We start from the raw sequence: 24,952 nt of genomic DNA on the forward strand, positions 1-24,952 counted from the left end.
CTCCTGCAGGAGGCGCCGGCCTTTTCCATCCCGGGACGGGCTAGTCAGGGAGTGGCGAAAGGCACTACAGTGCCCGGACCCGCGCTTATCTTGTCCGCCATGACCTCCTCCCGCACCTCCCTGTTGCTGCTCCTGGCCGCCGCCACCCTGGCCCTGCTCGGCCTCACCGGCTACCGCCCCTACGACCGGGCCACCTGGCTGCTGGAGGTGCTGCCGGTACTGATCGCCCTGCCCCTGCTGGCCCTGATCTGGTGCCGCTATCCCCTGACCACCCTGCTGTATGTCTGCATCTTCATCCATGGGGTGATCCTCATGGTGGGCGGCATGTACACCTATGCCCGGGTGCCCGTGGGCTTACAGGTGGCCGAATGGCTGCACCTGCAGCGCAATCCCTACGACAAGCTGGGCCACCTCTTCCAGGGCTTCGCCCCGGCCCTGATCGCTCGGGAAATACTGCTGCGGGGAGCCTATGTGCGGGGGCGCAAAATGCTGTTCTTCCTCGTCACCTGCGTCGTGCTGGCCATCAGCGCCACCTATGAACTGCTGGAATGGTGGACCGCCCTGGCCTTCGGCCAGGGGGCGGATGACTTCCTCGGCACCCAGGGTGACCCCTGGGACACCCAGTCGGACATGTTCTGCGCCCTGCTCGGCGCTCTCCTGGCCCAGCTGGGACTGGCCCGCTGGCAGGATCGGCAGATCGCCGCCCTGCCCCGTCAGAAGGCCTGAGGGGCGAAAAAAAAGCGCGGATCGCTCCGCGCTTTTTCATTTGGAGACCGAGCCGCCTCAGTGCACCCGCTTGCGCTTGGTGTACTCCTGCACCAGGGCCAGCAACTCGTCTTCCTGGTAGGGCTTGCCCAGGTAGTGGTTCACCCCGATCTCGAAGGCGTAGTTGCGGTGCTTGTCCGCCGTGCGGGAGGTGATCATGATGATGGGCAGGTGCTTCAAGCGCTCGTCCGCCCGCACGTTGCGGGTGAAGTCGAAGCCGTCCATGCGCGGCATCTCGATGTCCACCAGCAGCACGTCGGGCATGGTGTCGATCAGCTGCTCCAGGCCATCCACGCCATCCTTGGCCGTCAGCACGTGGTAACCCTCGCGGGACAGCAGGCGGCTGGTGATCTTGCGCACGGTGAGGGAATCGTCCACCACCATCACCGTCGGCAGGGTCTGGGCCGGCGTTTCTTCCACCGGCACCGACTCCAGGGGCGCCGCCGGGGTGAGCACCGCCACGCTGGCTTCGCTGCGGGCCGCCAGGGCTACCGGGTTGAGGATCAGCAGCACCTGGCCGTCGCCGAGCACGGTGGCGCCGGCAATGCCGATCACCCGGGCCAGCTGGGGGCCGACGTTCTTGACCACGATTTCCTGGTTGCCGAACAGCTCGTCCACCTGGATCGCCGCCCGCTGGGTGCCGGAGCGCAGCAGCAGCACCCAGGACAGGCGCCGGGCTTCGGGCAGGGCCTGGGGTTCGCCCAGCAGGTGGGGCAGGAAGTGGTAGGGATAGCGGTTGCCCAGCCATTCCACCTGACCCGTCTCGCGGATACCGGCCAGGACCTGTTCCTTCACTTCCTGGACCTGGGCGATCATGGCCGAGGGAATGGCGTAGCGGCGGTTGCCGACGCGCACGATGAGGGCCTGGGTGACGGCCAGGGTCAGGGGCAGGTAGATGCGGAAGGTGAGGCCCTTGCCGGCCACCGACTGCATTTCCAGGCGGCCGCCCAGGTTGGTCACTTCGGTGCGCACCACGTCCATGCCGACGCCGCGGCCGGCGATCTGGGAGACCTCGCCGGCGGTGGAAAAGCCGGGAGCGAAAATCAGGTCGGCCAGGCGGGCGTCGTCCGCCTCCTCGCCGGCAGCCAGCAGCCCCTGGCTCTCGGCCTTGGCGCGGATGCGCTGCAGGTCCAGGCCGGCGCCGTCGTCGGCCATGGTGATGATGATTTCGTTGCCTTCCTGGGCCACCTTCAGTTCGATCTCGCCGATCTCTTCCTTGCCGGCGGCGAGGCGGCCTTCCCGGCTTTCCAGGCCGTGGGCGACGGAGTTGCGCAGCATGTGCTCCAGGGGGGCGACCATCTTGTCCAGCACGCCCCGGTCCAGTTCCACCTGACCGCCGACGATTTCCAGGTTGGCCCGCTTGCCCACTTCCTTCGCCGTCTGCCGCACGATGCGGTGCAGACGCTCGGTCTGGCTGCTGAAGGGCACCATGCGCACGCTCATCAGGGACTGCTGCAGCTCCCGGTTGAGGCGGGCCTGGGCAATGATGGCGGCGTTGGCTTCGTCCAGGTTCTTCAGCAGGTTCTGCTGCACCGTGGCCACGTCGTTCACCGATTCGGCCATCATCCGGGTCAGTTCCTGGAAGCGGGTGAAGCGGTCGAACTCCAGGGGGTCGAAGCCGGCATGGGCCACTTCGGCCTCGGCGGTACGGGCCTGGATCTGGGTCTCGGCCTGGATTTCCACCTCCCGCAGCTGGCGCCGCAGGCGGATCACGTTTTCCGTCAGGTCGAGCAGGGAATCCTTGAGGCTGCGCATTTCCCCTTCGATGCGGGCCCGGGCGATGGACAGCTCACCGGCCTCGTTCACCAGCCGGTCCATCAGGTCGGAGCGCACCCGCAGGGTGGCGCGGGAGGCGGCGGCCGCATCGACCTCCGGCTCGGCCGCTGCAACCTGCACTGTGGCCGGGGCCTCGGCTGCAGGCCGCTCCGGCTGGGCCACCGCGGCAGGCATCTCGGCGGAGGCAGGCGCTGCCTGGGTTTCCGGCATGGCCGGTGCGAGATCGGCTTCCGCCGTCTCCGGCAGGGCCAGCAGTTCCACCGGCAGGGGCGTATCCAGAGTGTCACCGGAAGCCAAGCGCTCGACGATCTGGGCGATGGCGTCGAAGGCGATCTGGATTTCCTCGATCAGGGCCGCTTCCGCCGCCCCGGCCTTGTGGGCCTGCTCGACCCGGGTTTCCAGGGTGTGGGTCAGTTCCCCCAGGTTCATGGCGCCGGCCATGCGAGCCGAACCCTTGAGGGTGTGCAGCAGCCGGGCCAGGGCCCGGGCCACGTCGGCATCGTGGGGATCGTCGTGCCACAGGCGCAGCTGCTCGGTGATGCTCTGGGTCAGCTCCTGGGCTTCTTCGAGGAAGATGGGCAGCAGCTGCTCGTCCAGGTCGTCCTTGAGCTGCACCGGCACCGGCGGGGCGGCGGGGGCTGCAGCCGGAGCGCCGGCGCTGACCACGGCCGGCACTTCGTTGCCATCGCCGTTGTCGTTGAGGGCCGCGGGGAACAGGGTGTCCAGGGCATCCGCCAGGTGGGAGGCGGGCTCCGGCGGCTGCTGGGCGGCAACGCTGGCCACCATTTCCTCCAGGGAGGAGATGGCCAGACGGATGATTTCCAGGGCTTCCAGGCTGGCCGGATGGGCCGACTGGTCGCGCCGCAGTAGGGCGTGTTCCAGGGCCCGGCCAAGGCGGTTGATGGCGTCCAGGCCGATGGTGCCGGCGATGCTGCCCAGGGTGTGGGCGGCCCGGGTGAAGGGCTCGGCCGTGGGCATTTCCGGGTCGGTCTCGAGCAGGCCGAACTGGCGCTGCAGGGCTTCCAGGTGGCCCTGGGCCTCTTCCATGAAAATCTGGTAGAGGGTGGAGGAGACCTTCAGGGTCGGCCGCGGCGGCGGTGGCGCTTCTTCGGCCTCCAGCTCGGGCAGGATGTCCTGGGCGGCGGGCGCCGGGGGCGTCAGCTCGATCTCCTGGGCCATATCCGGCACAGTCTCGGACGGAGCCTCGATTTCGCCGTCGAAGGCGATGTCGAGGGCAGGCTCGCTCTCCAGCGACAGCGGCGATGACTCGGGGGCTACTGCGACGGCGGGCTCGGCCGGCAGTTCCGTCAGGGCGATGGGTTCGTCGGTGGCGGCGACTTCCGGCAGCGGCTCCACCGCGGCAGGCATCTCCAGCTCACCCAGGTCGTCCAGGGGCGGCAGTTCCAGGGTTTCCAGATCGCCGGAGAGCTCGTGTTCTTCGTCCAGCTCCGGGACAGCGGCTTCCAGCCCGGCTTCCGGCCGAGCTTCTGCCATGGCTGGCGCCGCCTCCGGGGCGGCCGGCGCGGGGGCCGCATCCCCCAGGTCGAAATCAAAATCCAGGGCGGCGGGCGTCACTTCCTCCAGGGCCGGCAATTCTTCCAGGGCCAGATCCACGTCGGCCGTCGCGGCGACGGGAGCTTCCTCCAGTTCCGGCAGGGTCAGTTCCTCGATCTCCGGCACCGCCTCGAGCGCTGTCGCCGCGTCGGTTTCCTGCACGGCAGGCACCTCGGCCTCCGCCATGAAGTCGCGCATGTCGCTGGCGATCACCGGCATCACTTCCATGGCCGGGGGCGTCAGGTCCACCGAGGCCCCATCCAGGTCCACCTCCAGGCCCAGGTCGGCGAAGGGAGTGCTCTCCTCCAGGGACAGTTCGGGCAGGGCAGAGGCCGGTGCCGCCTCGGCCACCGGTGCCGGCGGGGTTTCGGCCCCGCGCATGGTGTCGGCTTTGGTCACCAGGGCCGCGGGATCGGGGGCACCGCCTTCCCGGGTTTCCAGGTAGCGGACCCAGGCGGAGAAGAGGACATGGGCCTCTTCGATGAGGGCGAACAGTTCCGGGCTGACGTCGTATTCCTGGCGCAGCCACAGGTTGAGTACCTGCTCGATGGCCCAGGCGGTCTCGCCCAGGTCCTTGAGGCCGACCATGCGGCCGCTGCCCTTGAGGGTGTGGAAGCTGCGGCGGATGGTGGTGAGGAAATCGACGTTGTGGGGCTGCTCCCGCAGCAGGCCGATGTGGCTGCCGATGGTGCCGAGCACTTCCTGGGCCTCTTCCAGGAAGATGGAGAGCAGCTCCGCGTCCAGCTCCTCTTCCGAGGCCTGGGTCAGCTTGATGGTTTCGGCGGACGGCGCCGGGGCGGCAGCCACCTGGGGCTTGATCTCGGCCAGGGCCGCATCCAGGGCAGGGGCGGCGGCATCCAGGTGGGGCGCGGCCTCCAGGGCCGACAGGGCTGCCTTTGCCTGCTGTCCCAGGGCCTTGTCGGCCACCAGGTCTGCATCCTTCTGCAGGGACTCCAGGTTCTGCTTCAGTTCCTGGCGCAGGTTGGCGTCGGCGGGCTGTTCCTTCAGCGCCTCCATCAGGGCCTGGGTTTCCTTCTTCTGCTTTTCCAGTTCCTGTTCCACCGACGGGGCGGCGGCTTCCACCACCTCTTCGACCTCTTCCTCCTCCCGGTTGCCCTGGGGCCCCAGGCCGCGGGAGAAGGCGGAGAAGTCGGCGCTGCCCTTGGCCAGTTCCCGGGGCAGGGCTTCGACGAAGAAGCCGAGGGCGGAAAGCTGGCTGGCTACGGCCTCGAAATCGGCCTCCACCGGCTCGTAGTCGGGGGCGGAGAAGCGGGCGATGCGGGCGCTGCAATCGGCCAGGGTGGCCACGGCCGCGTCCTGGCCGAGGATGGTGAGGGCGCCGGTGACCTGCTTCAGGGGCATGTCCAGGCCGGCCAGATCGCCGCGGCGGGAAACGTCGCGGAAGAAGGCGTCCAGCACCTGTTCGATCTGCACCAGGTTGGTCTGAATTTCCTTGGCCACCTGGCTGTTGAGCAGGCGCTCCTGGGCCCGGCGGGACATTTCGTCCAGCCCCGGCACCTCGGCCCCGGTCTCGGCCGGCTGGCCGCTGACACAGGCGTGCAGGCGGGCCACCATGACGTCCACCTGGTGGGCGAAATCCTGGCCCAGGTGCTCGAAATTCTCCTGGGCATTGGCCGCCAGCAGAATGCCGGTGGCCAGTTCCATGCCCATCACCTCGCTATGGCGGGCGGGCTTTTCCACCAGCCAGTTGGCGGTGCCCAGCAGGGCTTTGCAGAGGCGGTGGAAGTCGTGCTGGCCCAGCTGCTCCGCGCCTTGGGCCAGATGGCCCACCTGTTCGCGGAAGGTCGGCAGGGCGGAGCCGGTGCCGGCGCAGAACTTGCCCCAGGCCTCCTCGGCGGCGGCGATGTGCTCGCGCAGGCGGCGCAGCACCAGTTCCTGGGCCGGCGTGGCGTGGATCACCCCGTCGCCGTCCACGGCGGGCAGCAGGTCGCCCAGGGCGAAGGACTGCTTGAGGCCGCTCACCACGCCATCCTGGCTGTCGGCCACGGCGACGTGATAGAGGGCGTCGCGCATCAGGCGCTCGGCGAAATTGCGGGAGCCTTCGATGAGCCGGCGGATCTGCAGGTCGATGCGGGCGCACAGCTGCTTGATGTCGTTCTCGCCGGTGACGGCGCCTTCGGCCAGGGCGGTGATGAAGCCCTGGGCCACCCACCAGAAGGAGCGGGCGGCGGGCAGATCCTGGGTGGCCTCGATGGCGGTGATGGCATCGCGCATCAGGGCCAGGCCGGCGCGGTCGCCGCGCAGCCAGGCCAGCAGGCCCCGCTGGAACCGGCTGCGCTCGGCCCGCAGGCGCTTGTTCAGCTCGGCCGGCGGCAGGGCGGCAGCCTGGCGCCGGGGCGGACGCACCGCCAGGTCGGGGAAGAAGAGGTCGGTGGGATTGACCCGCTCCAGGCCCCGGGCCTGCTGCACGGACTGGTACAGGTCCCACAGGCGCAGGGGCTGGTTGGGCTCACCGTTGAGCAGGTCGTCCAGGTAGTGGCGGATGGCCTGCAGGGAACGCCGCACCAGATCGACGGAGGCATCGTCGGCCGGGCGCTTGCCCGACTCCAGGTCGGCCAGGAAGGCTTCCAGGGCTTCGGTGAACTGGGTCACCCCGTCCAGGCCGACAATGGCCAGGGCACCATGGACCTGGTGCAGATGGGTGCGGCCGAACTTGATCTGGGACAGGTCGCTCCGGTCCCCGCCCAGGTACTGCTGCAGGGACTGGTCGGCCCGCTCCAGGGCGGCGTCGATCTCGCCCTTCACCCAGGTGAGGGGCCCGACGTCGAATTCGGTGACTGCGCTCATGGGGACCTTGTTTTCTGATTAGCGGAACAACGCTTACGCGACCTTGAAGCCGGCCACCGATCCCTTCAGTTCGGTTGCCAGACCGGCCAGTTCGCCCACGGCCTCGGCCGTCTGCTTGGTACCGGCGGTGGTCTGTTCGGTCACGTTGAGGATGTCCTTCATGGTCTCGGCCACGCCGGCTGCGGACTGGGCCTGCTGCTGGGTGGCGCTGGAGATGTTCTCAATCAGGCTGGCCAGGTTCTGGGACACGGAACCGATCTCGGCCAGTGCCTGACCGGCCGCATCGGACAGCTTGGCCCCTTCCACCACACCCTGGGTCGATTCTTCCATGGCGGAAACCGCATCCTGGGTATCGGTCTGAATGGTCTTCACAATGGCCGCAATCTGCTTCGTGGCTTCGGCGGAACGTTCGGCCAGGCGCTGCACTTCTTCTGCCACCACCGTGAAGCCGCGGCCGGCCTCGCCGGCGGAGGCGGCCTGAATGGCGGCGTTCAGGGCCAGCACGTTGGTCTGTTCGGTAATGTCGGAAATCAGTTCCACGATTTCGCCGATCTCCTGGGAGCTTTCGCCCAGGCGCTTGATCCGCTTTGCCGTTTCCTGGATCTGTTCGCGAATTTCGTTCATGCCCTTGATGGAATCCTGCACGGCCTGGGCGCCCTTCTCGGCGGCGGACAGGGACTGGCGGGCCACCTGGGCCGACTGGGTGGCGTCGGAGGACACCTGGTTCATGGAACTGGCCATGGTCAGGACGGAGCGGCCGGCTTCCTCAATTTCCTTGGACTGGCGCTCGGCAGCGGCCAGCAGTTCCTCGGAGGTCTTGCGGGCCATTTCGGTGGCCAGGGTCACCCGGTTGGCGGCGTCGTTGATGCGGCCCACCAGCACGCGCAGTTCTTCAATGGTGTAGTTGATGGAGTCGGCGATGGCGCCGGTGATGTCCTCGGACACGGTGGCGGTGACGGTCAGGTCGCCGTCGGCCAGGTCGCCCAGTTCGTTCATCAGGCGCAGGATGGCGTCCTGGTTCTGGCGGTTAAGCTGCTCGGATTCCAGGCGCAGGCGCTCGGCTTCCTCGGCACGGCGGCGGGAGTCTTCCAGGTAGATCTTGGCCATCAGCACCAGGGCCCCCAGGGCCACCAGCACCATCACCACCAGGATGACGATGTACAGGGCCCGCTCGGCCAGTTCGGCCTGGTAGGCGTCGGCCAGCTTGTCGGTGGCTGCCAGCAGTTCGTCCGAATCCTTGAAGATGGCGGAACCGGACTGCTTGGCCAGCACCAGGCGCTGCATGTTGCCGAGAATGCCGGACACGGCGTCCTGGTATTCCTTGAAGGCGCCTTCCAGCTCGCCCAGCTTGGTGCGGGTGTCGCCGTCGGCGGCAGCCTTGAGGGTTTCGTTACCCTTGATCAGGCCGTTCAGCAGGTCGCGGAAGGAGTTGGTGTCCTTGCCCAGCAGGAAGGCCACTTCCGGGTCGATGGCATCGCCCACCAGCAGGGCGGAGGCGTTCTTGGCGATACGCTGGGTCAGCATCACCATCTGGTTGGCCGCGGCGATTTCCCGGGCACCGCCGCCGGATTGCAGCTTGAGGGCGGCCACCTGTTCGGACAGTTCCAGCAGCTGGGGATTCTTGCTGGCGATGATGGCCACGTCCTTACCCAGGTTCACCAGGTTCTTTTCCATTTCCAGCAGGCGGGTGGCGTTCTTGTCGGTCTTTTCCCACTCGCTCATCAGGGCCTGCAACTGGGGCTGCACGCCATCGGGGGAGGGGGGTACCGCCACTTCGGTGATTTCACCGCCCTGGGAGAGGCGTTCCAGCAGGCGGGCAAAGGATTCGCGGGAGGTCTTCAGGTGTTCGAAGGCCACCGGCGTACCCTGCAGGGCCTGGGCCGCATCCTTGGCCAGGCGCTGGGAGAGCATGCGCATTTCACCGGCCGCCGCCACATAGACGGTGCCGTAGGTGGATTCCCGGTTGTCGTGATAAACCAGGCCGGCGATGAACAGCATCACCACCAGCAGCACCGAACCGAGAATCTGCAACTGCTTGACGACCGGATACTGGCCGAGGAAGTCGGTCAGGGCCGCAGCCGGCTCCTTCGGCTTCTTTTCCTTGGCCGGTTTGGCCACCGGAACTTCCATTACCCGGGTGGGGGCGGCGAGGGTTTCCTCGCCCACAGGTGCGGCGGACTTTTTCTGACCCTTGCCGAAAGAAAAGGCGGGTAGCTTAAGTTTGAACGCCATGGTGTTCTCCAGTTCTCAGTGCTTTTGCAACCTAGTGTTGCGGAGCGGTTCGTTTATTGTTGGTTGGGAAAATCCGTGATCAGGCGCCGATCTGCATGAAATCGGGGTCGGCCAGGAGTTCCTTCAGGTTCAGCTTGTGCCAGGTCCGTCCGTCGCCATCCGTGTAGCACTCGCGAGCCCAGACAGGGAGGGAGGCATCCGGCTCGGCAGGCGTCAGGGTTTCCAGGTTCTTCAGCCCCAGGGAACGGTTCACCAGCAGGGCGGCGTTGGAGCCGTAGCGGGTGCCCACCAGAAGCAGGCGGACGTTGGCGTTGTAGGGGGTGGGATCGCCGCCGAGGAAGGCGGAAAGGTCGGCCACCGAATAGAGGCTGCCGCGGATGTTGGCGATACCGGCGAACCAGGGCTTGGTCAGGGGCACGGGAGCCAGATGGGGGGAGGGAATGATTTCCCCCGAATCGGACAGGTTGAGCAGCCACAGGCGGCTCCCCGCCTGGACCCCGAGCAGGCCGGCCGCGGCCTGCCCGCGGGCGGCGCTGGACAGGCGTGCCGCCAGGTGTTCCTGGAACTGCCGCAGGCTGATTTTTCTGGCCATGCCGCCCCAGCCTCCTAGAGTGCGGCGATCTTGGCGAGCAGCTCTTCGGCGTTGACCGGTTTCACCAGGTAGTCCTGGGCACCCTGGCGCAGCCCCCAGATCTTGTCCGTTTCCTGGCCCTTGGAGGTGCAGACGATGACCGGAATGTCCTTGGTGTCGTCGTCCCGGGTCAGGGTACGGGTGGCCTGGTAGCCGTTGAGGCCGGGCATCACCACATCCATCAGCACCAGGTCGGGCTTTTCGGCCTTGGCCTTGGCGATGCCGTCCTCACCGTTTTCGGCGGTAACCACCTGGTAACCGTTCTTGGTGAGGATTTCGACCATGAAGTGACGTTCGGTGGGGGAATCGTCCACCACGAGGATTTTCTTGACGGGCATAGGGACTCTCTCGGCTAACGCTTATTGAACCTGCTGGGGCCCGTAGGTGGCCACAGCCTGCAGCAAACTGTCTTTGGTAAAGGGCTTGGTGAGGTACTGGTCGGAACCGACCATACGCCCCCGGGCCCGGTCGAAAAGGCCGTCCTTGGAGGACAGCATGATCACCGGGGTGTTGCGGAAACGGGCGTTTTTCTTGATCAGGGCGCAGGTCTGGTAACCGTCCAGACGGGGCATCATGATGTCGCAGAAGACTATGTCTGGTTGGTGGTCGGCGATCTTGGCCAGGGCATCGAACCCGTCCTCGGCCAGCACCACCTGGCATCCTGCCTGCACCAGGAAGATTTCAGCGCTGCGACGGATGGTATTGCTATCGTCAATCACCATCACTTTCACGCCGCGCTGGGCAGTGGCATCCGGCAAATCAACCTCCCAAGATCTCTCGATTACCCCGGAACCAGCCGGGGCTTCTGGATTTTATGCAGCAATACTAAACCTTCGCCCGGGATTTTCCTAGATTTCCACCATTTCGAAGTCTTCCTTGCGCGCATCGCACTCGGGACAGACCCAGTTCATGGGAATGTCTTGCCAGCGGGTACCGGGGGCGATGCCCTCTTCCGGCAGTCCGGCGGCCTCGTCGTAGATGAAACCGCAAATCTGGCACATCCAGGTCCGGTAAGGACCTCCTGGCGGGGTGGATTCAGGCTGGGTCATATCAAAGCTCGGAAGGGGGTTTTAGGCTAGAATCGGGGCCCTTGATCTTACCCAAAGCGCTGCGCCGCCGAAAGGCAGAAAGCGTGCTGCAATGCCACAAAACCCCTCCCCCCAGCTGTCGCCCCCCATTGTCCTCACCTTTGCCGCCTCCGACCCCACCGGCGGCGCCGGCGTCCAGGCGGACATCCTGACCCTGGCCAGCATGGGCTGCCACCCCCTCTCGGTGATCACCGCCATCACCGTCCAGGACACCGCCGGGGTGGATGCGGTCCTGCCCATGGAGCCGGACTGGGTCGAGGACCAGGCCCGCTCCCTGCTGGAGGACATGCCGGTGGCCGCCTTCAAGATCGGCCTCATCGGCAGCGTGGAAAACGTGGCGGCCATCGCCGAGATCGTCTCCGACTATCCCCACATTCCCCTGATCCTGGACCCGGTGCTGGCCTCCGGCCGGGGCGACGAGCTGGCGACGGAGGACCTCATCGCCGCCATGAAGGAACTGCTGCTGCCCCAGACCACCATCCTCACCCCCAACAGCCTGGAGGCCCGCCGCCTAGCCGAGGAGGACGAGGAGGAGCCGGAACTGGAGGAGTGCGCCCGCCGCCTGGTCAGCTACGGCTGCGAATACGTGCTGCTCACGGGCACCCACGAAAACACCGGCCAGGTCATCAACACCCTCTACAACGAGCACGGCATGGTGCGGGCCGACCGCTGGGAGCGCCTGCCAGGCAGCTACCACGGCTCCGGCTGCACCCTGGCCTCCGCCATCGCCGCCAACCTGGCCAACGGCCTGGAGCTGGGCGACGCGGTGCGGGACGCCCAGGAGTACACCTGGCAGGCCCTGGCCGCCGGCTTCCGCCCCGGCATGGGCCAGTACATCCCGGACCGCTTCTTCTGGGCCCGGGCGCCGGAAGAGGGCAGAGAGGGCGATGCTTAAGCGCCCCCGCCCCGGCCTTTACGCCGTCACCCCCGACGGCCTGGAGACGCCGCGTCTGCTGATGCTGGCCGAGGCAGCCCTGGCTGCCGGTATTCCCCTGCTGCAGTACCGGGACAAGAGCGGCGACTCCGTCCGCCGCCGGGAGCAGGCCACCGCCCTGCGGGCCCTGTGCCGCCGCCACGGCACACGCCTCATCATCAACGACGATGCAGCCCTGGCCCGGGAAGTGGATGCCGACGGCGTCCATCTCGGCGGCGAGGACGGGGACCTGGCCGCCGCCCGCGCCCTGTTGGGCCCCGACAAGCTCATCGGCGCCTCCTGCTACGCCGATTTCGCCCGGGCCCAGGCCGCCGCCGCGGCCGGCGCCAACTACGTCGCCTTCGGCGCCATGTACGCCTCCCCGACCAAGCCCCAGGCACCCCGGGCGCCTTTCAACCTGGTCACCCGGGCCCGCCAGGAGCTGCCTGGCGTACAGGTCGCCGCCATCGGCGGCATCACCCTGGACAACGCCGCCCCGGTCATCGCCGCCGGCGCCCAGTTCATCGCCGTCATCACCGATTTGTTCGAGGCCCCGGACGTGACCGCCCGGGCCGCCGCCTATCAACGTCTTTTTGCAGAAAGTGCTGCCCATGAGCTCTCGTAACCAGCAACTCTTCGATGCCGCCCAACGCCACATTCCCGGCGGCGTGAATTCCCCCGTGCGGGCCTTCCGCTCCGTCGGCGGCGCCCCCCGCTTCTTCACCCGCGGCGAAGGCCCCCGGGTGTGGGATGCGGAAGGCAAGAGCTACCTGGATTACGTCGGTTCCTGGGGCCCCCTGATCCTGGGCCACGCCCACGCCCCCACGGTCAAGGCCGTGCAGGAGGCCGCCGCCCTGGGCCTGTCCTTCGGCGCCCCTACCGAGGCCGAGATCGAGATCGCCGACCTGCTCTGCGACATCCTGCCCTCCCTGGACATGGTGCGCCTGGTTTCCTCCGGCACCGAAGCCACCATGAGCGCCATCCGCCTGGCCCGGGGCCATACCGGCCGGGACCTGCTGGTGAAGTTCGAGGGCTGCTACCACGGCCATTCCGACAGCCTGCTGGTGAAGGCCGGTTCCGGCCTGCTGACCTTCGGCAATCCCTCCTCCGGCGGCGTCCCCGCCGACGTGGCCAAGCACACCCTGGTGCTCGAATACAACAATGCCGAACAACTGGCCGAAGCCTTTGCCAAGCAGGGCAGCGAAATCGCCGCCGTCATCGTCGAGCCGGTGGCCGGCAACATGAACCTGATCGCGCCCAAGCCCGAATTCATGCAGGCCATGCGCGAGCTGTGCAGCAAGCACGGCGCCGTGCTCATCTTCGACGAGGTCATGACCGGCTTCCGCGTCGGCCCCCAGTGCGCCCAGGGCCTCTTCGGCATCACCCCGGACCTCACCACCCTGGGCAAGGTCATCGGCGGCGGCATGCCGGTGGCGGCCTTCGGCGGCAAGCGGGAGATCATGGAAAAGATCGCCCCTCTGGGGCCGGTGTATCAGGCCGGCACCCTCTCCGGCAACCCGGTGGCAGTGGCCGCCGGCCTGGTCACCCTCAAGGCCACCCGGGCCCCCGGCTTCTACGACAGCCTGGCCGCCCGCACCAAGCAGCTCACCGACGGCCTCACCGCCGCCGCCAAGAAGCACGGCGTCACCTTCTGCGCCCAGAGCGTGGGCGGCATGTTCGGCCTGTACTTCAGCGCCACCCCGCCCACCTCCTTCGCCGAGGTGATGCAGTGCGACAAGGAGGCCTTCAACCGCTTCTTCCACGCCATGCTGGAGGCCGGCCACTACCTGGCGCCTTCCGCCTTTGAAGCCGGCTTCGTCTCCGCCGCCCACACGGAAGCCGACATCGCCGCCACCATCGCCGCAGCCGAGGCCATTTTCGCCAAGGGCGTCTGAGCCTCGCGCCGGAGCGACTGCCGGACGTAAAAAAGCCCGCTCAAACGAGCGGGCTTTTTCTTTGGCGGATGCCGGTGCTTACAGAATCGCCGTGCCTTCGTGTTCGCCCCGTTCGTACACCACGTTGGCCCGGCCCACCAGCAGGGGGTCCAGGGGGCCGATGCGCTCCACGTCCTTATTCTTGTAGGGCAGCTTGTGCAGGATGTAGCGCATGGCATTGAGCCGCGCCCGCTTCTTGCAGTCGGACTTGACCACGGTCCACGGGGAGTCGGCCGTGTCGGTGTAGAAGAACATGGCCTCCTTGGCCTTGGTGTAGTCCTCCCATTTATCCAGGGAGGCCAGGTCGATGGGGGAGAGCTTCCACTGCTTCAGGGGATGGGTTTCCCGCTCCTTGAAACGGCGGCGCTGTTCGGCCCGGCTGACGGAGAACCAGAACTTGATCAGGTGGATGCCGCTGCGGGCCAGGTTGCGCTCGAACTCGGGGCACTGGCGCATGAACTCGGCGTACTCATCCTGGTCGCAGAAGCCCATGACCCGCTCCACCCCGGCCCGGTTGTACCAGGAGCGGTCGAACATGACGATCTCGCCGGCGGTGGGCAGGTGCTGGATGTAGCGCTGGAAATACCACTGGCCCCGCTCCACTTCCGAGGGCTTTTCCAGGGCCACCACCCGGGCGCCCCGGGGATTCAGGTGCTCGGTGAAACGCTTGATGGCGCCCCCCTTGCCGGCCGCGTCCCGGCCTTCGAAGAGGATCACCACCCGCTGCCCGGTTTCCTTGACCCAGGCCTGGAGCTTCAGTAGTTCCACCTGCAGGCGGTACTTCTGCTTCTCGTAGTTCTTGCGGGTCATCAGGTTCTTGTAGGGATAGCCGCCGGTGCGCCACTCGTCGGAAAGCTGGTCGTCCGGGCTCACCGGCAGCTTGTCCGCCGGCACCTCATCCTTGAACAGGGTGTCCCGCAGCATCTTCACGTCGTCGGGGGAAGCGCCGGCGACAATGGCTTCCAGGGTCTTGGCCACGGACTTGAGGTCGGTGCCCTGGGTACGGCTGAGGATGTCGCGCATGGCGACGACCTTGGAATTCTGGGCGGCGGCCACGGCCTGGCCGACTTCGAAACTCTCTACGCCGGCAGGGCTGTGGGCCGGGGCCACGTCGCCGCTCTTCACCGGGCGGGCGCGGCTGGGGCGGGGCTTGGCCACCACCTTGGTGGCGGCCTTGGGAGCGGTGTTGCCGAGGGCGGCGGACTTGCGGGTTGCGGGCTTGCTGACCTTTGTCACCATGTATTTATTCTCCGGGTCATGGGCTGGAATCGGGGCGCCGGGCCAACCTCCTTGGCCCGGCGGGCGAAGGAACATTGTGCGCCTATTTCAGCCCGGCCGGTGTGACCCATTAGGCATGGCAACCGTGCCATGCCGCAGTCGGCCGTCAGCGGCCGTCGTGATGGTGAGGGTGTTCGCCCAGGTGATGGGTCAGGCCGGCGGCATGGTGCTCGTGGCCGAAGGGCACCGGAGTCGGCTGGCCCACCACGCGGGGCAGCAGGGAACCGGCCACCATGGCCACGCCGGCGACGAGGAAGCCCAGCACCTGGGGCGGCCAGGTGGCGTCTTCCGGCCCCAGCACTTCCATGAGGATCCAGGTGAAGAAACCGGAGAAGATGGCGAACAGGGCGCCCTGGGTGTTGGCCTTCTTCCAGTAGAGGCCGGCGAAGAGGGGAATGAAGGCGGTGACCAGGGTGATCTTGTAGGCATTCTCCACCATGTGGAAGATGCTCTCGTTGGAATTGAGGGCGAACAGCAGCACGGTGCCGGCGAAGCAGACGATCACCGTGCGCATGGCCAGGAGGAAGGTGCGGTCCGGCATGCGCGGGAAGAAGCCGCGCAGGATGTTCTCGGAGAAGGCCACGGAGGGCGCCAGCAGGGTCGCCGAGGAGCAACTCATGATGGCCGAGAGCAGGGCGCCGAAGAACACCACCTGGGCGAACACCGGCGTGTGCTGCAGGATCAGGGTGGGCAGCACCAGCTGGGAATCCTGTTCCAGCAGGTCGCCGAACATGGCCGGGTCGATCAGGGTGGCGGCGTAGGCCAGGAACATGGGCACGAAGGCGAAGGCGAAGTAGAGGCTGCCGCCCAGCACCGAGCCGCGGATCGCGGTCTTCTCGTTCTTGGCCGAGGTGATGCGCTGGAACACGTCCTGCTGGGGAATGGAGCCCAGCATCATGGTCATCCAGGCGCCGATGAAGGGCACCCACACCTCCAGCCCGCCCTTGGGGAAGAAGTCCAGCTTGCCCGCCGCCGCCGCGTGGCCGACCACGGCGCCGACGCCGCCGGTGAGGCCGGAGATGACGTAGCCGATGTAGAGCATGCCGCCCATGATCACGGTGATCTGCACGAAGTCCAGGATGGCCACGGAGAACATGCCGCCGAAGGTGGTGTAGGTCAGCACGATGAGGGCGCCCAGGATCATGCCCGCCTCCTGGGACACGGCGCCGCCGGTGACAACGAAGAAGACCAGGCCCAGGGCCTTGATCTGGGCCGAGACCCAGCCCAGGTAGGAGACCACGACGCAGAGGGTGGTGAGCACCTCGACGGTACGGTTGTAGCGCAGCCGGTAGTAGTCGCCGATGGTCAGCAGGTTCATCCGGTACAGCTTGCTGGCGAAGAAGAGGCCGGCCAGGATGAGGCAGAGGGAGGCGCCGAAGGGGTCGGCGACGACGCCGCCCAGGCCTTCCTTGACGAAGGTGGCGGAGACCCCGAGCACGGCCTCGGCGCCGAACCAGGTGGCGAAGACCGTGGCGGTGACCACCGGCAGGGGCAGGCTGCGGCCGGCGACGGCGAAATCCTTGGCGCTATGGACCCGGGTGGCAGCGAACAGGCCGATGCCGATGGAGACCAGGAGATAGAGGATGACGAAGGCCAGGAGCGTGGTCATGGTGGCGGAAATCCCGGGACGATGACGAGGCGGAAAAATTGAAAAACGCGCAAGTATAGCCGCATTTCCGCCCCGCGCCGGCAGGATTTAGGGCAAGCAAATCAGTGCCTTGGCGCACCATTTTGGGCCGCCGCCGATCAAGGCCCGGGAAAGGCCGCCCCCAGTGCCCCGCAGCCGGGCCGGGAAGCCCCTCCGGCGGGCCTCTCAGGCCCCGTGCCGGCGGGGGAAGACGGCACCGATGAGACGGGCCAGCAGGGCTGCCGTGCGCCCGCCTGCATCCCGGTCCGGGTTGAACTCCACCACCTCCAGGGCCAGCAGGGCCGGGTCCCCGGCCAGGCCGGCCAGGGCCGGCATCAGTTCGGTCTGGGACAGGCCCGCCGGTTCCGGGCTGCCCACCCCCGGCGCTTCCCGGGGATCGAAGACGTCCAGGTCCAGGCTGACGCCGTAGCCGCCGGGCGCCTGTCGCACCCGGGCCAGGGCTTCGCCGAAGACCGCCGGCAGGCCCCGCTGCCGCACCTCGTCAATGGTGAACACGCGCACCCCGAGGCGGTCGAGGAATTCCCGCTCCTCCGGCTCGTAGCTGCGCACCCCGATGAGGGCCACATGCCCGGGCAGCAGCTTGGGCCCGGGGCCGCCCACGGTCACCAGGCGCCGGTCGCCCTGGCCCAGCAGGCAGGCCAGGGGCATGCCGTGGAGGGCGCCGGAATGGGTGCTTTCGGGGGTGTGGCTGTCCAGATGGGCGTCGAGCCAGAGCAGGCCGACCGGTGCCGGGCTGGCGGCGCGGACGCCGCTCCAGGTACCGATGGCGCAGGAATGGTCGCCGCCCAGCACCACCGGGGTCTCGCCCCGCTCCCGGGCCTGGCGCACCGCCTCGGCCAGGCGCTGGCAGAGGTCGGCCACCTCGGCCACGCGGCCGCCCAGGGCCTGGCGCGGAAAGAGGGTTTCGCCCCAGCTGAGATCGGGGCGGCGCTGCAGGTCGTCGAAGGCGTGGGCCCGGTGCAGGGCGGTGGGGCCGGCGTGGCAGCCCGGGTCCTGGGCGCCGACGCCGCTGGCGGCACCGATGAGGCGGAGGGTGCGGTGCATGGCGGCGCAGGCGGCGGGCCCGGACTCAGCCCAGGCTGCGGAAGATTTCCAGGGCGAAGATGCCGGCGGCCAGCAGCAGGGCCAGGCGCAGCCAGCGCTCGTGGCGGGCCTGGGTGGCCTGGATGGCGGCCAGGGCCGCCTGGGTGGCGACGCCGGTTTCCGGCGCCCGGGCCTGGGCGGCCAGGGCCTGCTGGGCCAGGCGGGGAATCTGGGGCAGGCTGCGGGCCCAGTAGGGCGCCTCGTTCTTCAGGTTGCGCACGAAACCACGCCAGCCCATCTGGCTTTCCATCCACTTCTCGAGGAAGGGCTTGGCGGTCTTCCACAGGTCCAGGTCCGGGTCCAGCTGGCGGCCCAGGCCCTCGATGTTGAGCAGGGTCTTCTGCAGCATCACCAGCTGGGGCTGGATTTCCACATTGAAGCGGCGGCTGGTCTGGAACAGGCGCAAGAGCAGCTTGCCGAAGGAAATGTCCTTCAGGGGGCGGTCGAAGATGGGCTCGCAGACGGCGCGGATGGCCGCTTCCAGCTCGTCCACCCGGGTGTCGGCGGGGGCCCAGCCGGATTCGATGTGGGCCTCGGCCACCCGCTTGTAGTCGCGGCGGAAGAAGGCCAGGAAGTTCTGGGCCAGGTAGTTCTTGTCGTTGTCGTTGAGGGTGGCGACGATGCCGAAGTCCAGGGCGATGTAGCGGCCATCGGCATGGACGAAGATGTTGCCCGGGTGCATGTCGGCGTGGAAGAAGCCGTCGCGGAAGACCTGGGTGAAGAAGATCTCCACCCCGGCCCGGGACAGGGCCTTCAAGTCGGTGCCCTGGGCCTGCAGGCGCTGGGTCTGGCTGATGGGGATGCCGTGCATGCGCTCCATGACCATCACCGACGGGGTGCAGTAGTCCCAATGCACCTCGGGCACCAGCAGCAGGGGGGAATTCTCGAAATTGCGGCGCAGCTGGGAGCAGTTGGCGGCTTCCCGCATCAGGTCCAGCTCGTCGTAGAGGTGCTTGGCGAACTCGGCCACCACCTCCCGGGGCTTCAGGCGCTTGCCGTCGGCCCACAGCTTTTCGGTGAGGCCGGCCAGGGTGTCCATGAGGGCCAGGTCGTGGCCGATGACCGGCTTCATGCCGGGGCGCAGCACCTTCACCGCCACTTCGCGGCCGTCGTGCAGGCGGGCGAAATGGACCTGGGCGACGGAGGCGGAGGCCACCGGGGTCGGGTCGAACTCGGCGAAGATTTCCGCCAGGGGCTTGCCGTAGGCCGCCTCCACCTGGGCGATGGCCTGTGCCGAGGGGAAGGGCGGCACCTGGTCCTGCAGCTTGGCCAATTCCTCCGCCAGGTCCGGCGGCAGCAGGTCGCGGCGGGTGGACAGCACCTGGCCGAACTTGACGAAGATGGGGCCCAGGGCTTCCAGGGCCAGGCGCAGGCGCTCGGCCTCGGAGCGGCGGTCCAGGTCGCGCCAGAAGAAGAGGGCGCGGGAAAGCCGGGAGAGGCCCCGGGCGCGGCCGGTGGGCTCGTGTTCCAGCACCATCTGGTCGAGGCCGTAACGGATGGCGACGGTGGCGATCTTGGCGAGGCGCAGCAGGCGCATGGTCAGTCGGGAAGAGGCGGGGGAGGGAGCCGCCGAGAATACCAGAATCCAGACCGGCCCGCGGCGCCGGGCAGGTATAATCGGCCCTTTCAAGCTTTTGGCACCGCCCGATTTCCCTATGAGTCAAGATATCAAGGCCCACCTGGCCGACCTGCTGCAGACCGCCCTGAAGAGCGTGGCCCCCGATCACGCCGCCACACCCATCGCCCTGGAACGCCCGAAACAGGAGTCCCACGGCGACTTCGCCGCCAACGTGGCAATGCAGCTGGCCCGGGAACTGAAAAAGAACCCGCGGGAAATCGCCCAGCAGCTGGTCAATGAGCTGCCGCCCTCCGCCTGGGTGGAAAAGGTGGACATCGCCGGCGCTGGCTTCATCAACTTCACCCTCAAGGCTGCCGCCAAGACCGCCGTGGTCCAGGCCGTGCTGGCCAAGGCCGGTGAATACGGCCGCAGCAATGCCGGCGGCAAGCAGAAGGTGCAGGTGGAATTCGTCTCCGCCAACCCCACCGGCCCCCTCCACGTCGGCCATGGCCGCGGCGCCGCCTATGGCGCCTCCCTCTCCAGCCTGCTGGCCTTCGTCGGCTGGGATGTGACCCGGGAGTACTACGTCAATGACGCCGGCCGGCAGATGGACATCCTCGGTCTCTCCACCTGGCTGCGCTACCTCGGCCTCTACGACATCAACGTCCCCTTCCCGCCCAACGGCTACCAGGGCGACTACGTGCGCGACATGGCCCGCCAGATCAAGGAAGCCCACGGCAACAAGTACCTGCGCCCGGCGGCGGACATCCTGGCCGGCGCTCCCGACGTGGAAGCGGACAAGGAGGGCCACCTGGACGCCCTCATCGCCAACGCCAAGAATCTGCTCGGCCCGGACTGGAGCTACATCCACCAGCACGCCCTGTCCGAGCAGCTGGCGGATGGCAAGGACGACCTGGAAGAGTTCGGCGTGCACTTCGACGTCTGGTTCTCCGAAAAGTCCCTCTTCGATACCGGTCTGGTGGCCAAGTGCGTGGAGAAGCTGGAAGCTGCCGGCCACCTCTACGTGCAGAACGGCGCCAAGTGGTTCCGTTCCACCGCCTTCGGCGATGAGAAGGACCGGGTGGTGCAGCGTGAAAACGGCCTGTTCACCTACTTCGCCTCCGACATCGCCTACCACCTGAACAAGTTCGACCGGGGCTTCGACAAGGTCATCAACATCTGGGGCGCCGACCACCACGGCTACATCCCCCGGGTGAAGGGCGCCCTGCAGGCCCTGGACCAGGATGAAGCCAAGCTGCACGTGGCCCTGGTGCAGTTCGCCGTGCTCTACCGCAACGGCGAGAAGGCCGCCATGTCCACCCGCTCCGGCGAGTTCGTCACCCTGCGCCAGCTGCGCGGCGAAGTGGGCAACGACGCCTGCCGCTTCTTCTACGTGCTGCGCAAGTCCGACCAGCATCTGGACTTCGACCTGGACCTGGCCAAGAGCCAGACCAACGAGAACCCGGTCTACTACATCCAGTACGCCCACGCCCGGGTCTGCTCCGTGGTCAAGCAGTGGGGCGATGCCGGCGGCAATGAGGCCGAGCTGGCCGGTGCCGACCTCTCCCTGCTGACCCACCCGCGGGAACTGGCCGTGGCCGCCCGCCTGGCCGCCTTCCCCGAAGTCGTCGCCAATGCCGCCGAAGACCTGGCGCCGCACCAGGTGGCCTTCTACCTGAAGGACCTGGCCGCCGACTTCCACAGTTATTACAATGCCGAACGCATGCTGGTGGACGACGCCGCCCTGGCCCGTTCCCGCGTCGCCCTGGCCGCCGCCGTGCGCCAGGTGATCCGTAACGGCATGGCCCTGCTGGGTGTTTCCTGCCCGGCCTCCATGTAAGCCAACCCCGCCCCCATACGTTGAGCAGAGAACCATGAGTCGTGACATGAAACCCCGCAAGGCCCCCGCCAGGAAAAAGTCCGGCGGCGGCACCCTGATCGGCATCTTTATCGGCCTCATCCTGGGGGTGGTGGCGGCCCTGGGCGTCGCCTGGTACATCAACAAGGCGCCGATGCCCTTTGTGAACAAGACCCAGAACGGCGCCCCCATGCCGCCGGAGGCCCTGCCCAAGCCGGGCGAGAAGGCGGCGGACAAGGCAGCACCGGCCCAGGCCCCCGCCCCGGCGGCCCTGCCCGGCAAGCCCGGCGACCCGGTGCCGGAAAAGCCCCGTTTCGACTTCTACAAGATTCTGCCCGGCAACGCCGACGCTGTTCCCGCCCCGGAAGCCAAGCCCGACGCCAAGACGGCCAAGGATGGCAAGGACGGGAAGGAGGCCAAGGACGCCAAGGACGCCAAGGACGGCGCCGCCGCCAAGGAACCCGTGTTCCTCCAGGCCGGCTCCTTCCAGAAGCCGGGCGACGCGGACAATCAGAAGGCCAGTCTGGCCATGTTGGGGGTGGAAGCCACCGTGCAGCAAGTGATGGTGGGCGACAAGGTGTGGTACCGGGTGCGCCTGGGGCCGTACACCAAGATCGATGAAGTGAACAAGGTGCGCGCCGAGCTGGCCAAGGCCGGCGTCGAAGCCAATATCGTCAAGAACAAGGACTGAAGGAAACCCCCATGACCCAGACCTCCGCTTCCCTGTATTCCCGCCTGCGCCGCTGGCTGGCGCCCCTGGCCCTGCTGGCTGCCGCTGCTTTGCAGCCGGCCGTTGCCCAGCAGCAGCCCCAGTTCCAGGCGATCAACCCGCCCATCGCCACCGACAGCGGCACCAAGATCGAAGTGATCGAATTCTTCTCCTACGGCTGCCCCCACTGCGCCGACTTCAACCCCCTGATCCACGCCTGGGCCTCCCGCCTGGGTCCGGACGTGGCCTTCAAGAAGGTGCCCATCACCTTCGGCCGCCCCGCCTGGAACAACGTGGCCAAGCTGTACTACGCCCTGGAAACCACCGGCGACCTGGCCAAGCTGGACGAAGCCGTGTTCAAGGCTATCCACGACCAGCGCGTCAATCTGTTCGACCCCCGCACCGCCGAGGAGTGGGTGGGCAAGCAGGGCGCCGACGGCAAGAAGTTTGCCGAGGCCTTTGCCTCCTTCGGCGTGAACAGCAAGATGAGCCGGGCCGACCAGATCGCCCGGGCCTACAAGGTGGATGGCGTGCCCATGGTGGTGGTGGACGGCCGCTACGTGGTCAAGGGCGAAGCCTTCAAGGACGTGCTGCGCAACGCCGACCTGCTGATCGAGAACATCCGCGCCGAGCGGGCCGGCAAGAAGAAGTAAGCCCCGCCGGCAGACCCACACCATCGCCCGGACGGCCCCGCCCTCCGGGCGATTTCACATCCACCTGCGGAACATTCATGGCATCCCTCAAGGTCTTCATCACTGGCGCCTCCAGCGGCATCGGCGCCGCCCTGGCCCGCCACTACGCCGAACAGGGCGCCACCCTTGGCCTGGCAGCCCGCCGGCAACAAGCACTGACGGACCTCCTGGCCGACCTGCCCGGCCGCCACGCCGCCTATGCCCTGGATGTGAGCGACGCCCCAGCCCTGGCCGCCGCCGCTGCCGACTTCACGGCTCGCCACGGCGCCCCGGACATCGTCATCGCCAACGCCGGCGTCTCCGTCGGCACCCTCAGCGAATGCCCGGAAGACCTGGCGGCCTTCCGCAAGGTGATGGACACCAACGTCTACGGCATGGCCGCCACCTTCGCCCCCTTCATCGGCCCCATGGCCGCCGCCGGCGGCGACAGGCGCCTGGTGGGCATCGCCTCCGTCGCCGGCATCCGGGGCCTGCCGGGGGCCGAAGCCTATTCGGCCTCCAAGGCCGCCGCCATCGCCTATCTGGAATCCCTGCGCCTGGAAATGGCGCCCAAGGGCATCAAGGTGGTGACCATCGCCCCGGGCTATATCGAAACCCCCATGACCGCCTTCAACCCCTATCCCATGCCCTTCCTGCTGCCGGCAGCGGAAGCGGCGCGGCGCTTCGCCCGGGCGGTGGCGAAGGGCACCAGCTACACGGTCATTCCCTGGCAGATGGGGGTGGTGGCGAAGGTCCTGCGGCTCCTGCCCAACTGGCTCTACGACCGCTTGTTCACCCAGGCCCCGCGCAAGCCCCGGGGCCTGCTGGACTGATGGGAAACCAAGGTCTCGTTTACTTCGGTTCGATCTGTCGCAGGTAGAGTCCTACCGAGAGCTGGGCGCCGAGCCAGCCGAGGAGGGCGCCGACGCCGAGCAGCAGCAGGGAGTGGTCGAGGCCCAGGCCGTGCAGGCGGAAGGCGGTGGCGTAGAGGCTGGCCAGCTGGCTGACCGGCCCGGAGAGGACGGCCACGGCGGCGCTGACCAGGAGCATGGCGATGAGACCGCCGAGGATGCCCTGGAGGGCGCCGAAGTAGTAGTAGGGGCGGCGGATGAAACCGTCGGTGGCGCCGATCAGCTTGGCCACTTCGATTTCGTCGGCCTGGGCCAGGATCTGCAGGCGGATGGTGTTGAAGGTGACGGCCACCAGGGCGGCGGCGAAGGCGGCGGCCAGCAGCAGCACGGCCAGCCGGCCGAGGCGCAGGAAGGCGTCGAAACGCTTGATCCAGGCCGAATCCAGCTGTACGTGGGCGACCTTGGGCCAGGCCGAGAGGGTCTTGGCCAGGGCTTCCAGCTGTTCCGGTGCGGCGTTGCGCGGTTCCACGATGAAGGCGTCGGGCAGGGGGTTGCGCGGTAGGCTGGCCACCAGTTCGGCCATGCCGGCGGTGCCCTGGAGTCGCTTCAGGGCGTCTTCCCGGGGCACGAAGACAATGCTGCCGGAGACCTCCTGGCGCAGGCGGGATTCCATCTCCGTGGCCTCCTTGCGGCTGGCCTCGGGGCTGAGGAAGACGCTGATCTGCTGGGTGCTGGCGACGCCGGCGGCGGCCTGGCGCAGGTTGTCCAGGACCACCACGCCGGCGGCGGGCAGGGTCAGGGCGATGCCGATCACCAGCAGGGACAGCACGGTGTTGAGGGGCGAGGCGGCAAGCCGCTGCCAGGCGCCCTGGAGGGCCGACAGGTGTTGGGTGAGCCAGGCATTCATGCTTGTCCTTCCGGGCGTTCGCCGGGGGCCCGCACCTGGCCGTGTTCGACCCACAGGACCCGGGGATTCAGGTGGCGCACCCATTGGGTGTCGTGGGTGGCGAGGATGACGGTGACGCCGACCTGGTGGAAGGCCTTGAACAGCTCCATCACTTCGCCGGCGGAATCCGTGTCCAGGTTGGCCGTGGGCTCGTCGGCGAGGAGGATGGCGGGCCGGTTAACCACCGCTCGGGCGATGGCCAGCCGTTGCTGTTCGCCGCCGGAGAGGGCGATGGGGTTGGCTTTCTCCCGTTCCAGCAGGCCCACCTTGTCCAGGGCCGCCCGGGCCCGTTTGCCGGCTTCCTTGGGGGAGAGGCCGACGATGGCCAGGGGCAGCAGCACGTTGTCGAGCACGGTGCGGTCGAAGAGCAGCTTCTGGTCCTGGAAGACCAGGCCGAAGTTGCGCCGCACGTAGGGAATGGCGCTCTTGCGCAGGGCTGCCAGGTTCTGCCCGTTCACCACCACGCTGCCCGAGGTGGGGCGCTCGATGGCGGCGGCCAGCTTGCACAGGGTGGTCTTGCCGGCGCCGGAGTGGCCGGTGATGAAGACCAGCTCCCCCGCGTCGATGTCGAAACTCACGCCCCGCAGGGCTTCGTAGCCGGTGGGGTAGCGCTTGTGTACCGCGGAGAAGGAGATCATGACGGTCCTGA

Annotated in this window: 20 protein-coding genes; 8 read left to right on the top strand and 12 right to left on the bottom strand. The window is 67.8% G+C overall.

Features of this window, described 5'->3' with window-relative positions:
* The first annotated feature begins 99 nt into the window (after nucleotides 1–99).
* Nucleotides 100–726: a DUF2238 domain-containing protein gene (locus AC1RTA_RS00980; RefSeq protein WP_492783789.1), complete on the top strand. Its 627-nt coding sequence runs from the start codon at nucleotides 100–102 to the stop codon at nucleotides 724–726.
* Between the two features lie 57 nt (nucleotides 727–783).
* Here AC1RTA_RS00980 and AC1RTA_RS00985 read toward each other — a convergent pair whose 3' ends face one another.
* The 6 genes from AC1RTA_RS00985 to AC1RTA_RS01010 all read right to left on the bottom strand — a co-directional run bounded on the left by AC1RTA_RS00985 (nucleotide 784) and on the right by AC1RTA_RS01010 (nucleotide 10,767).
* Nucleotides 784–6,903, bottom strand: a complete 6,120-nt coding sequence (locus tag AC1RTA_RS00985; RefSeq protein WP_492783742.1) for a hybrid sensor histidine kinase/response regulator — start codon at nucleotides 6,901–6,903, stop codon at nucleotides 784–786.
* A gap of 33 nt (nucleotides 6,904–6,936) precedes the next feature.
* Complete coding sequence (locus tag AC1RTA_RS00990; protein WP_492783743.1) at nucleotides 6,937–9,135, bottom strand: methyl-accepting chemotaxis protein; 2,199 nt, start codon at nucleotides 9,133–9,135, stop codon at nucleotides 6,937–6,939.
* Nucleotides 9,136–9,214: 79 nt separating this feature from the next.
* Nucleotides 9,215–9,727: a chemotaxis protein CheW gene (locus AC1RTA_RS00995; RefSeq protein WP_492783744.1), complete on the bottom strand. Its 513-nt coding sequence runs from the start codon at nucleotides 9,725–9,727 to the stop codon at nucleotides 9,215–9,217.
* Nucleotides 9,728–9,741: 14 nt separating this feature from the next.
* Complete coding sequence (locus AC1RTA_RS01000) at nucleotides 9,742–10,104, bottom strand: response regulator transcription factor (protein ID WP_014235770.1); 363 nt, start codon at nucleotides 10,102–10,104, stop codon at nucleotides 9,742–9,744.
* 21 nt (nucleotides 10,105–10,125) lie between these two features.
* Nucleotides 10,126–10,488 carry a response regulator gene (locus AC1RTA_RS01005; protein ID WP_172974747.1) on the bottom strand — a complete coding sequence of 121 codons (363 nt, stop codon included), beginning with the start codon at nucleotides 10,486–10,488 and terminating at the stop codon, nucleotides 10,126–10,128.
* A gap of 126 nt (nucleotides 10,489–10,614) precedes the next feature.
* Nucleotides 10,615–10,767, bottom strand: coding sequence for a rubredoxin (locus AC1RTA_RS01010; RefSeq protein ID WP_043797679.1), 153 nt, complete (start codon nucleotides 10,765–10,767; stop codon nucleotides 10,615–10,617).
* A 139-nt stretch (nucleotides 10,768–10,906) separates the two neighbouring features.
* Here AC1RTA_RS01010 and thiD point away from each other — a divergent pair, with 139 nt between their 5' ends.
* From thiD to hemL, 3 genes are read left to right on the top strand one after another with little or no spacing between them, the layout of a single operon-like run.
* The gene (thiD, locus tag AC1RTA_RS01015; RefSeq protein ID WP_014235773.1) at nucleotides 10,907–11,749 is read left to right on the top strand and encodes a bifunctional hydroxymethylpyrimidine kinase/phosphomethylpyrimidine kinase; all 843 of its coding nucleotides are present in this window, start codon (nucleotides 10,907–10,909) and stop codon (nucleotides 11,747–11,749) included.
* On the top strand, nucleotides 11,742–12,392 hold the full coding sequence (gene thiE / locus AC1RTA_RS01020; protein WP_492783745.1) for a thiamine phosphate synthase: 651 nt from the start codon (nucleotides 11,742–11,744) through the stop codon (nucleotides 12,390–12,392). Before thiD ends, thiE begins: the two co-directional genes overlap by 8 nt.
* Nucleotides 12,379–13,662, top strand: coding sequence for a glutamate-1-semialdehyde 2,1-aminomutase (hemL, locus tag AC1RTA_RS01025; protein ID WP_014235775.1), 1,284 nt, complete (start codon nucleotides 12,379–12,381; stop codon nucleotides 13,660–13,662). The genes thiE and hemL overlap by 14 nt, the downstream gene beginning before the upstream one ends.
* 78 nt (nucleotides 13,663–13,740) lie before the next feature.
* On the opposite strand, the gene ppk2 is transcribed toward hemL, so the two are convergent.
* From ppk2 to ubiB, 4 genes are all read right to left on the bottom strand, one after another.
* Entirely contained in the window at nucleotides 13,741–14,940 is a 1,200-nt protein-coding gene (ppk2, locus tag AC1RTA_RS01030; protein ID WP_014235776.1) for a polyphosphate kinase 2, read from the bottom strand.
* Nucleotides 14,941–15,085: 145 nt separating this feature from the next.
* Nucleotides 15,086–16,588 (bottom strand): high affinity choline transporter 1, encoded by a 1,503-nt coding sequence (locus AC1RTA_RS01035; RefSeq protein WP_152090094.1) that lies wholly within the window; start codon nucleotides 16,586–16,588, stop codon nucleotides 15,086–15,088.
* Between the two features lie 204 nt (nucleotides 16,589–16,792).
* Nucleotides 16,793–17,671: an arginase gene (locus AC1RTA_RS01040; protein WP_492783746.1), complete on the bottom strand. Its 879-nt coding sequence runs from the start codon at nucleotides 17,669–17,671 to the stop codon at nucleotides 16,793–16,795.
* Between the two features lie 25 nt (nucleotides 17,672–17,696).
* Nucleotides 17,697–19,247, bottom strand: a complete 1,551-nt coding sequence (ubiB, locus tag AC1RTA_RS01045; protein WP_492783747.1) for a ubiquinone biosynthesis regulatory protein kinase UbiB — start codon at nucleotides 19,245–19,247, stop codon at nucleotides 17,697–17,699.
* Between the two features lie 118 nt (nucleotides 19,248–19,365).
* On the opposite strand from ubiB, the gene argS reads away from it, so the two are divergent.
* The 4 genes from argS to AC1RTA_RS01065 all read left to right on the top strand — a co-directional run bounded on the left by argS (nucleotide 19,366) and on the right by AC1RTA_RS01065 (nucleotide 23,339).
* Nucleotides 19,366–21,108: an arginine--tRNA ligase gene (gene argS / locus AC1RTA_RS01050; RefSeq protein ID WP_492783748.1), complete on the top strand. Its 1,743-nt coding sequence runs from the start codon at nucleotides 19,366–19,368 to the stop codon at nucleotides 21,106–21,108.
* A 46-nt stretch (nucleotides 21,109–21,154) separates the two neighbouring features.
* On the top strand, nucleotides 21,155–21,817 hold the full coding sequence (locus AC1RTA_RS01055) for an SPOR domain-containing protein (protein WP_492783749.1): 663 nt from the start codon (nucleotides 21,155–21,157) through the stop codon (nucleotides 21,815–21,817).
* Between the two features lie 11 nt (nucleotides 21,818–21,828).
* Complete coding sequence (locus tag AC1RTA_RS01060; RefSeq protein ID WP_492783750.1) at nucleotides 21,829–22,488, top strand: thiol:disulfide interchange protein DsbA/DsbL; 660 nt, start codon at nucleotides 21,829–21,831, stop codon at nucleotides 22,486–22,488.
* A 77-nt stretch (nucleotides 22,489–22,565) separates the two neighbouring features.
* A complete protein-coding gene (locus AC1RTA_RS01065; protein WP_492783751.1) occupies nucleotides 22,566–23,339 on the top strand; it encodes an SDR family oxidoreductase in 774 nt (257 codons plus the stop codon).
* A 19-nt stretch (nucleotides 23,340–23,358) separates the two neighbouring features.
* Here AC1RTA_RS01065 and ftsX read toward each other — a convergent pair whose 3' ends face one another.
* Nucleotides 23,359–24,264, bottom strand: coding sequence for a permease-like cell division protein FtsX (ftsX, locus tag AC1RTA_RS01070; RefSeq protein ID WP_014236126.1), 906 nt, complete (start codon nucleotides 24,262–24,264; stop codon nucleotides 23,359–23,361).
* A complete protein-coding gene (locus AC1RTA_RS01075) occupies nucleotides 24,261–24,941 on the bottom strand; it encodes a cell division ATP-binding protein FtsE (RefSeq protein WP_130459497.1) in 681 nt (226 codons plus the stop codon). Before AC1RTA_RS01075 ends, ftsX begins: the two co-directional genes overlap by 4 nt.
* Nucleotides 24,942–24,952: the final 11 nt, after the last annotated feature.

The organism is Azospira sp. MPR-E4 (genome assembly GCF_058809645.1).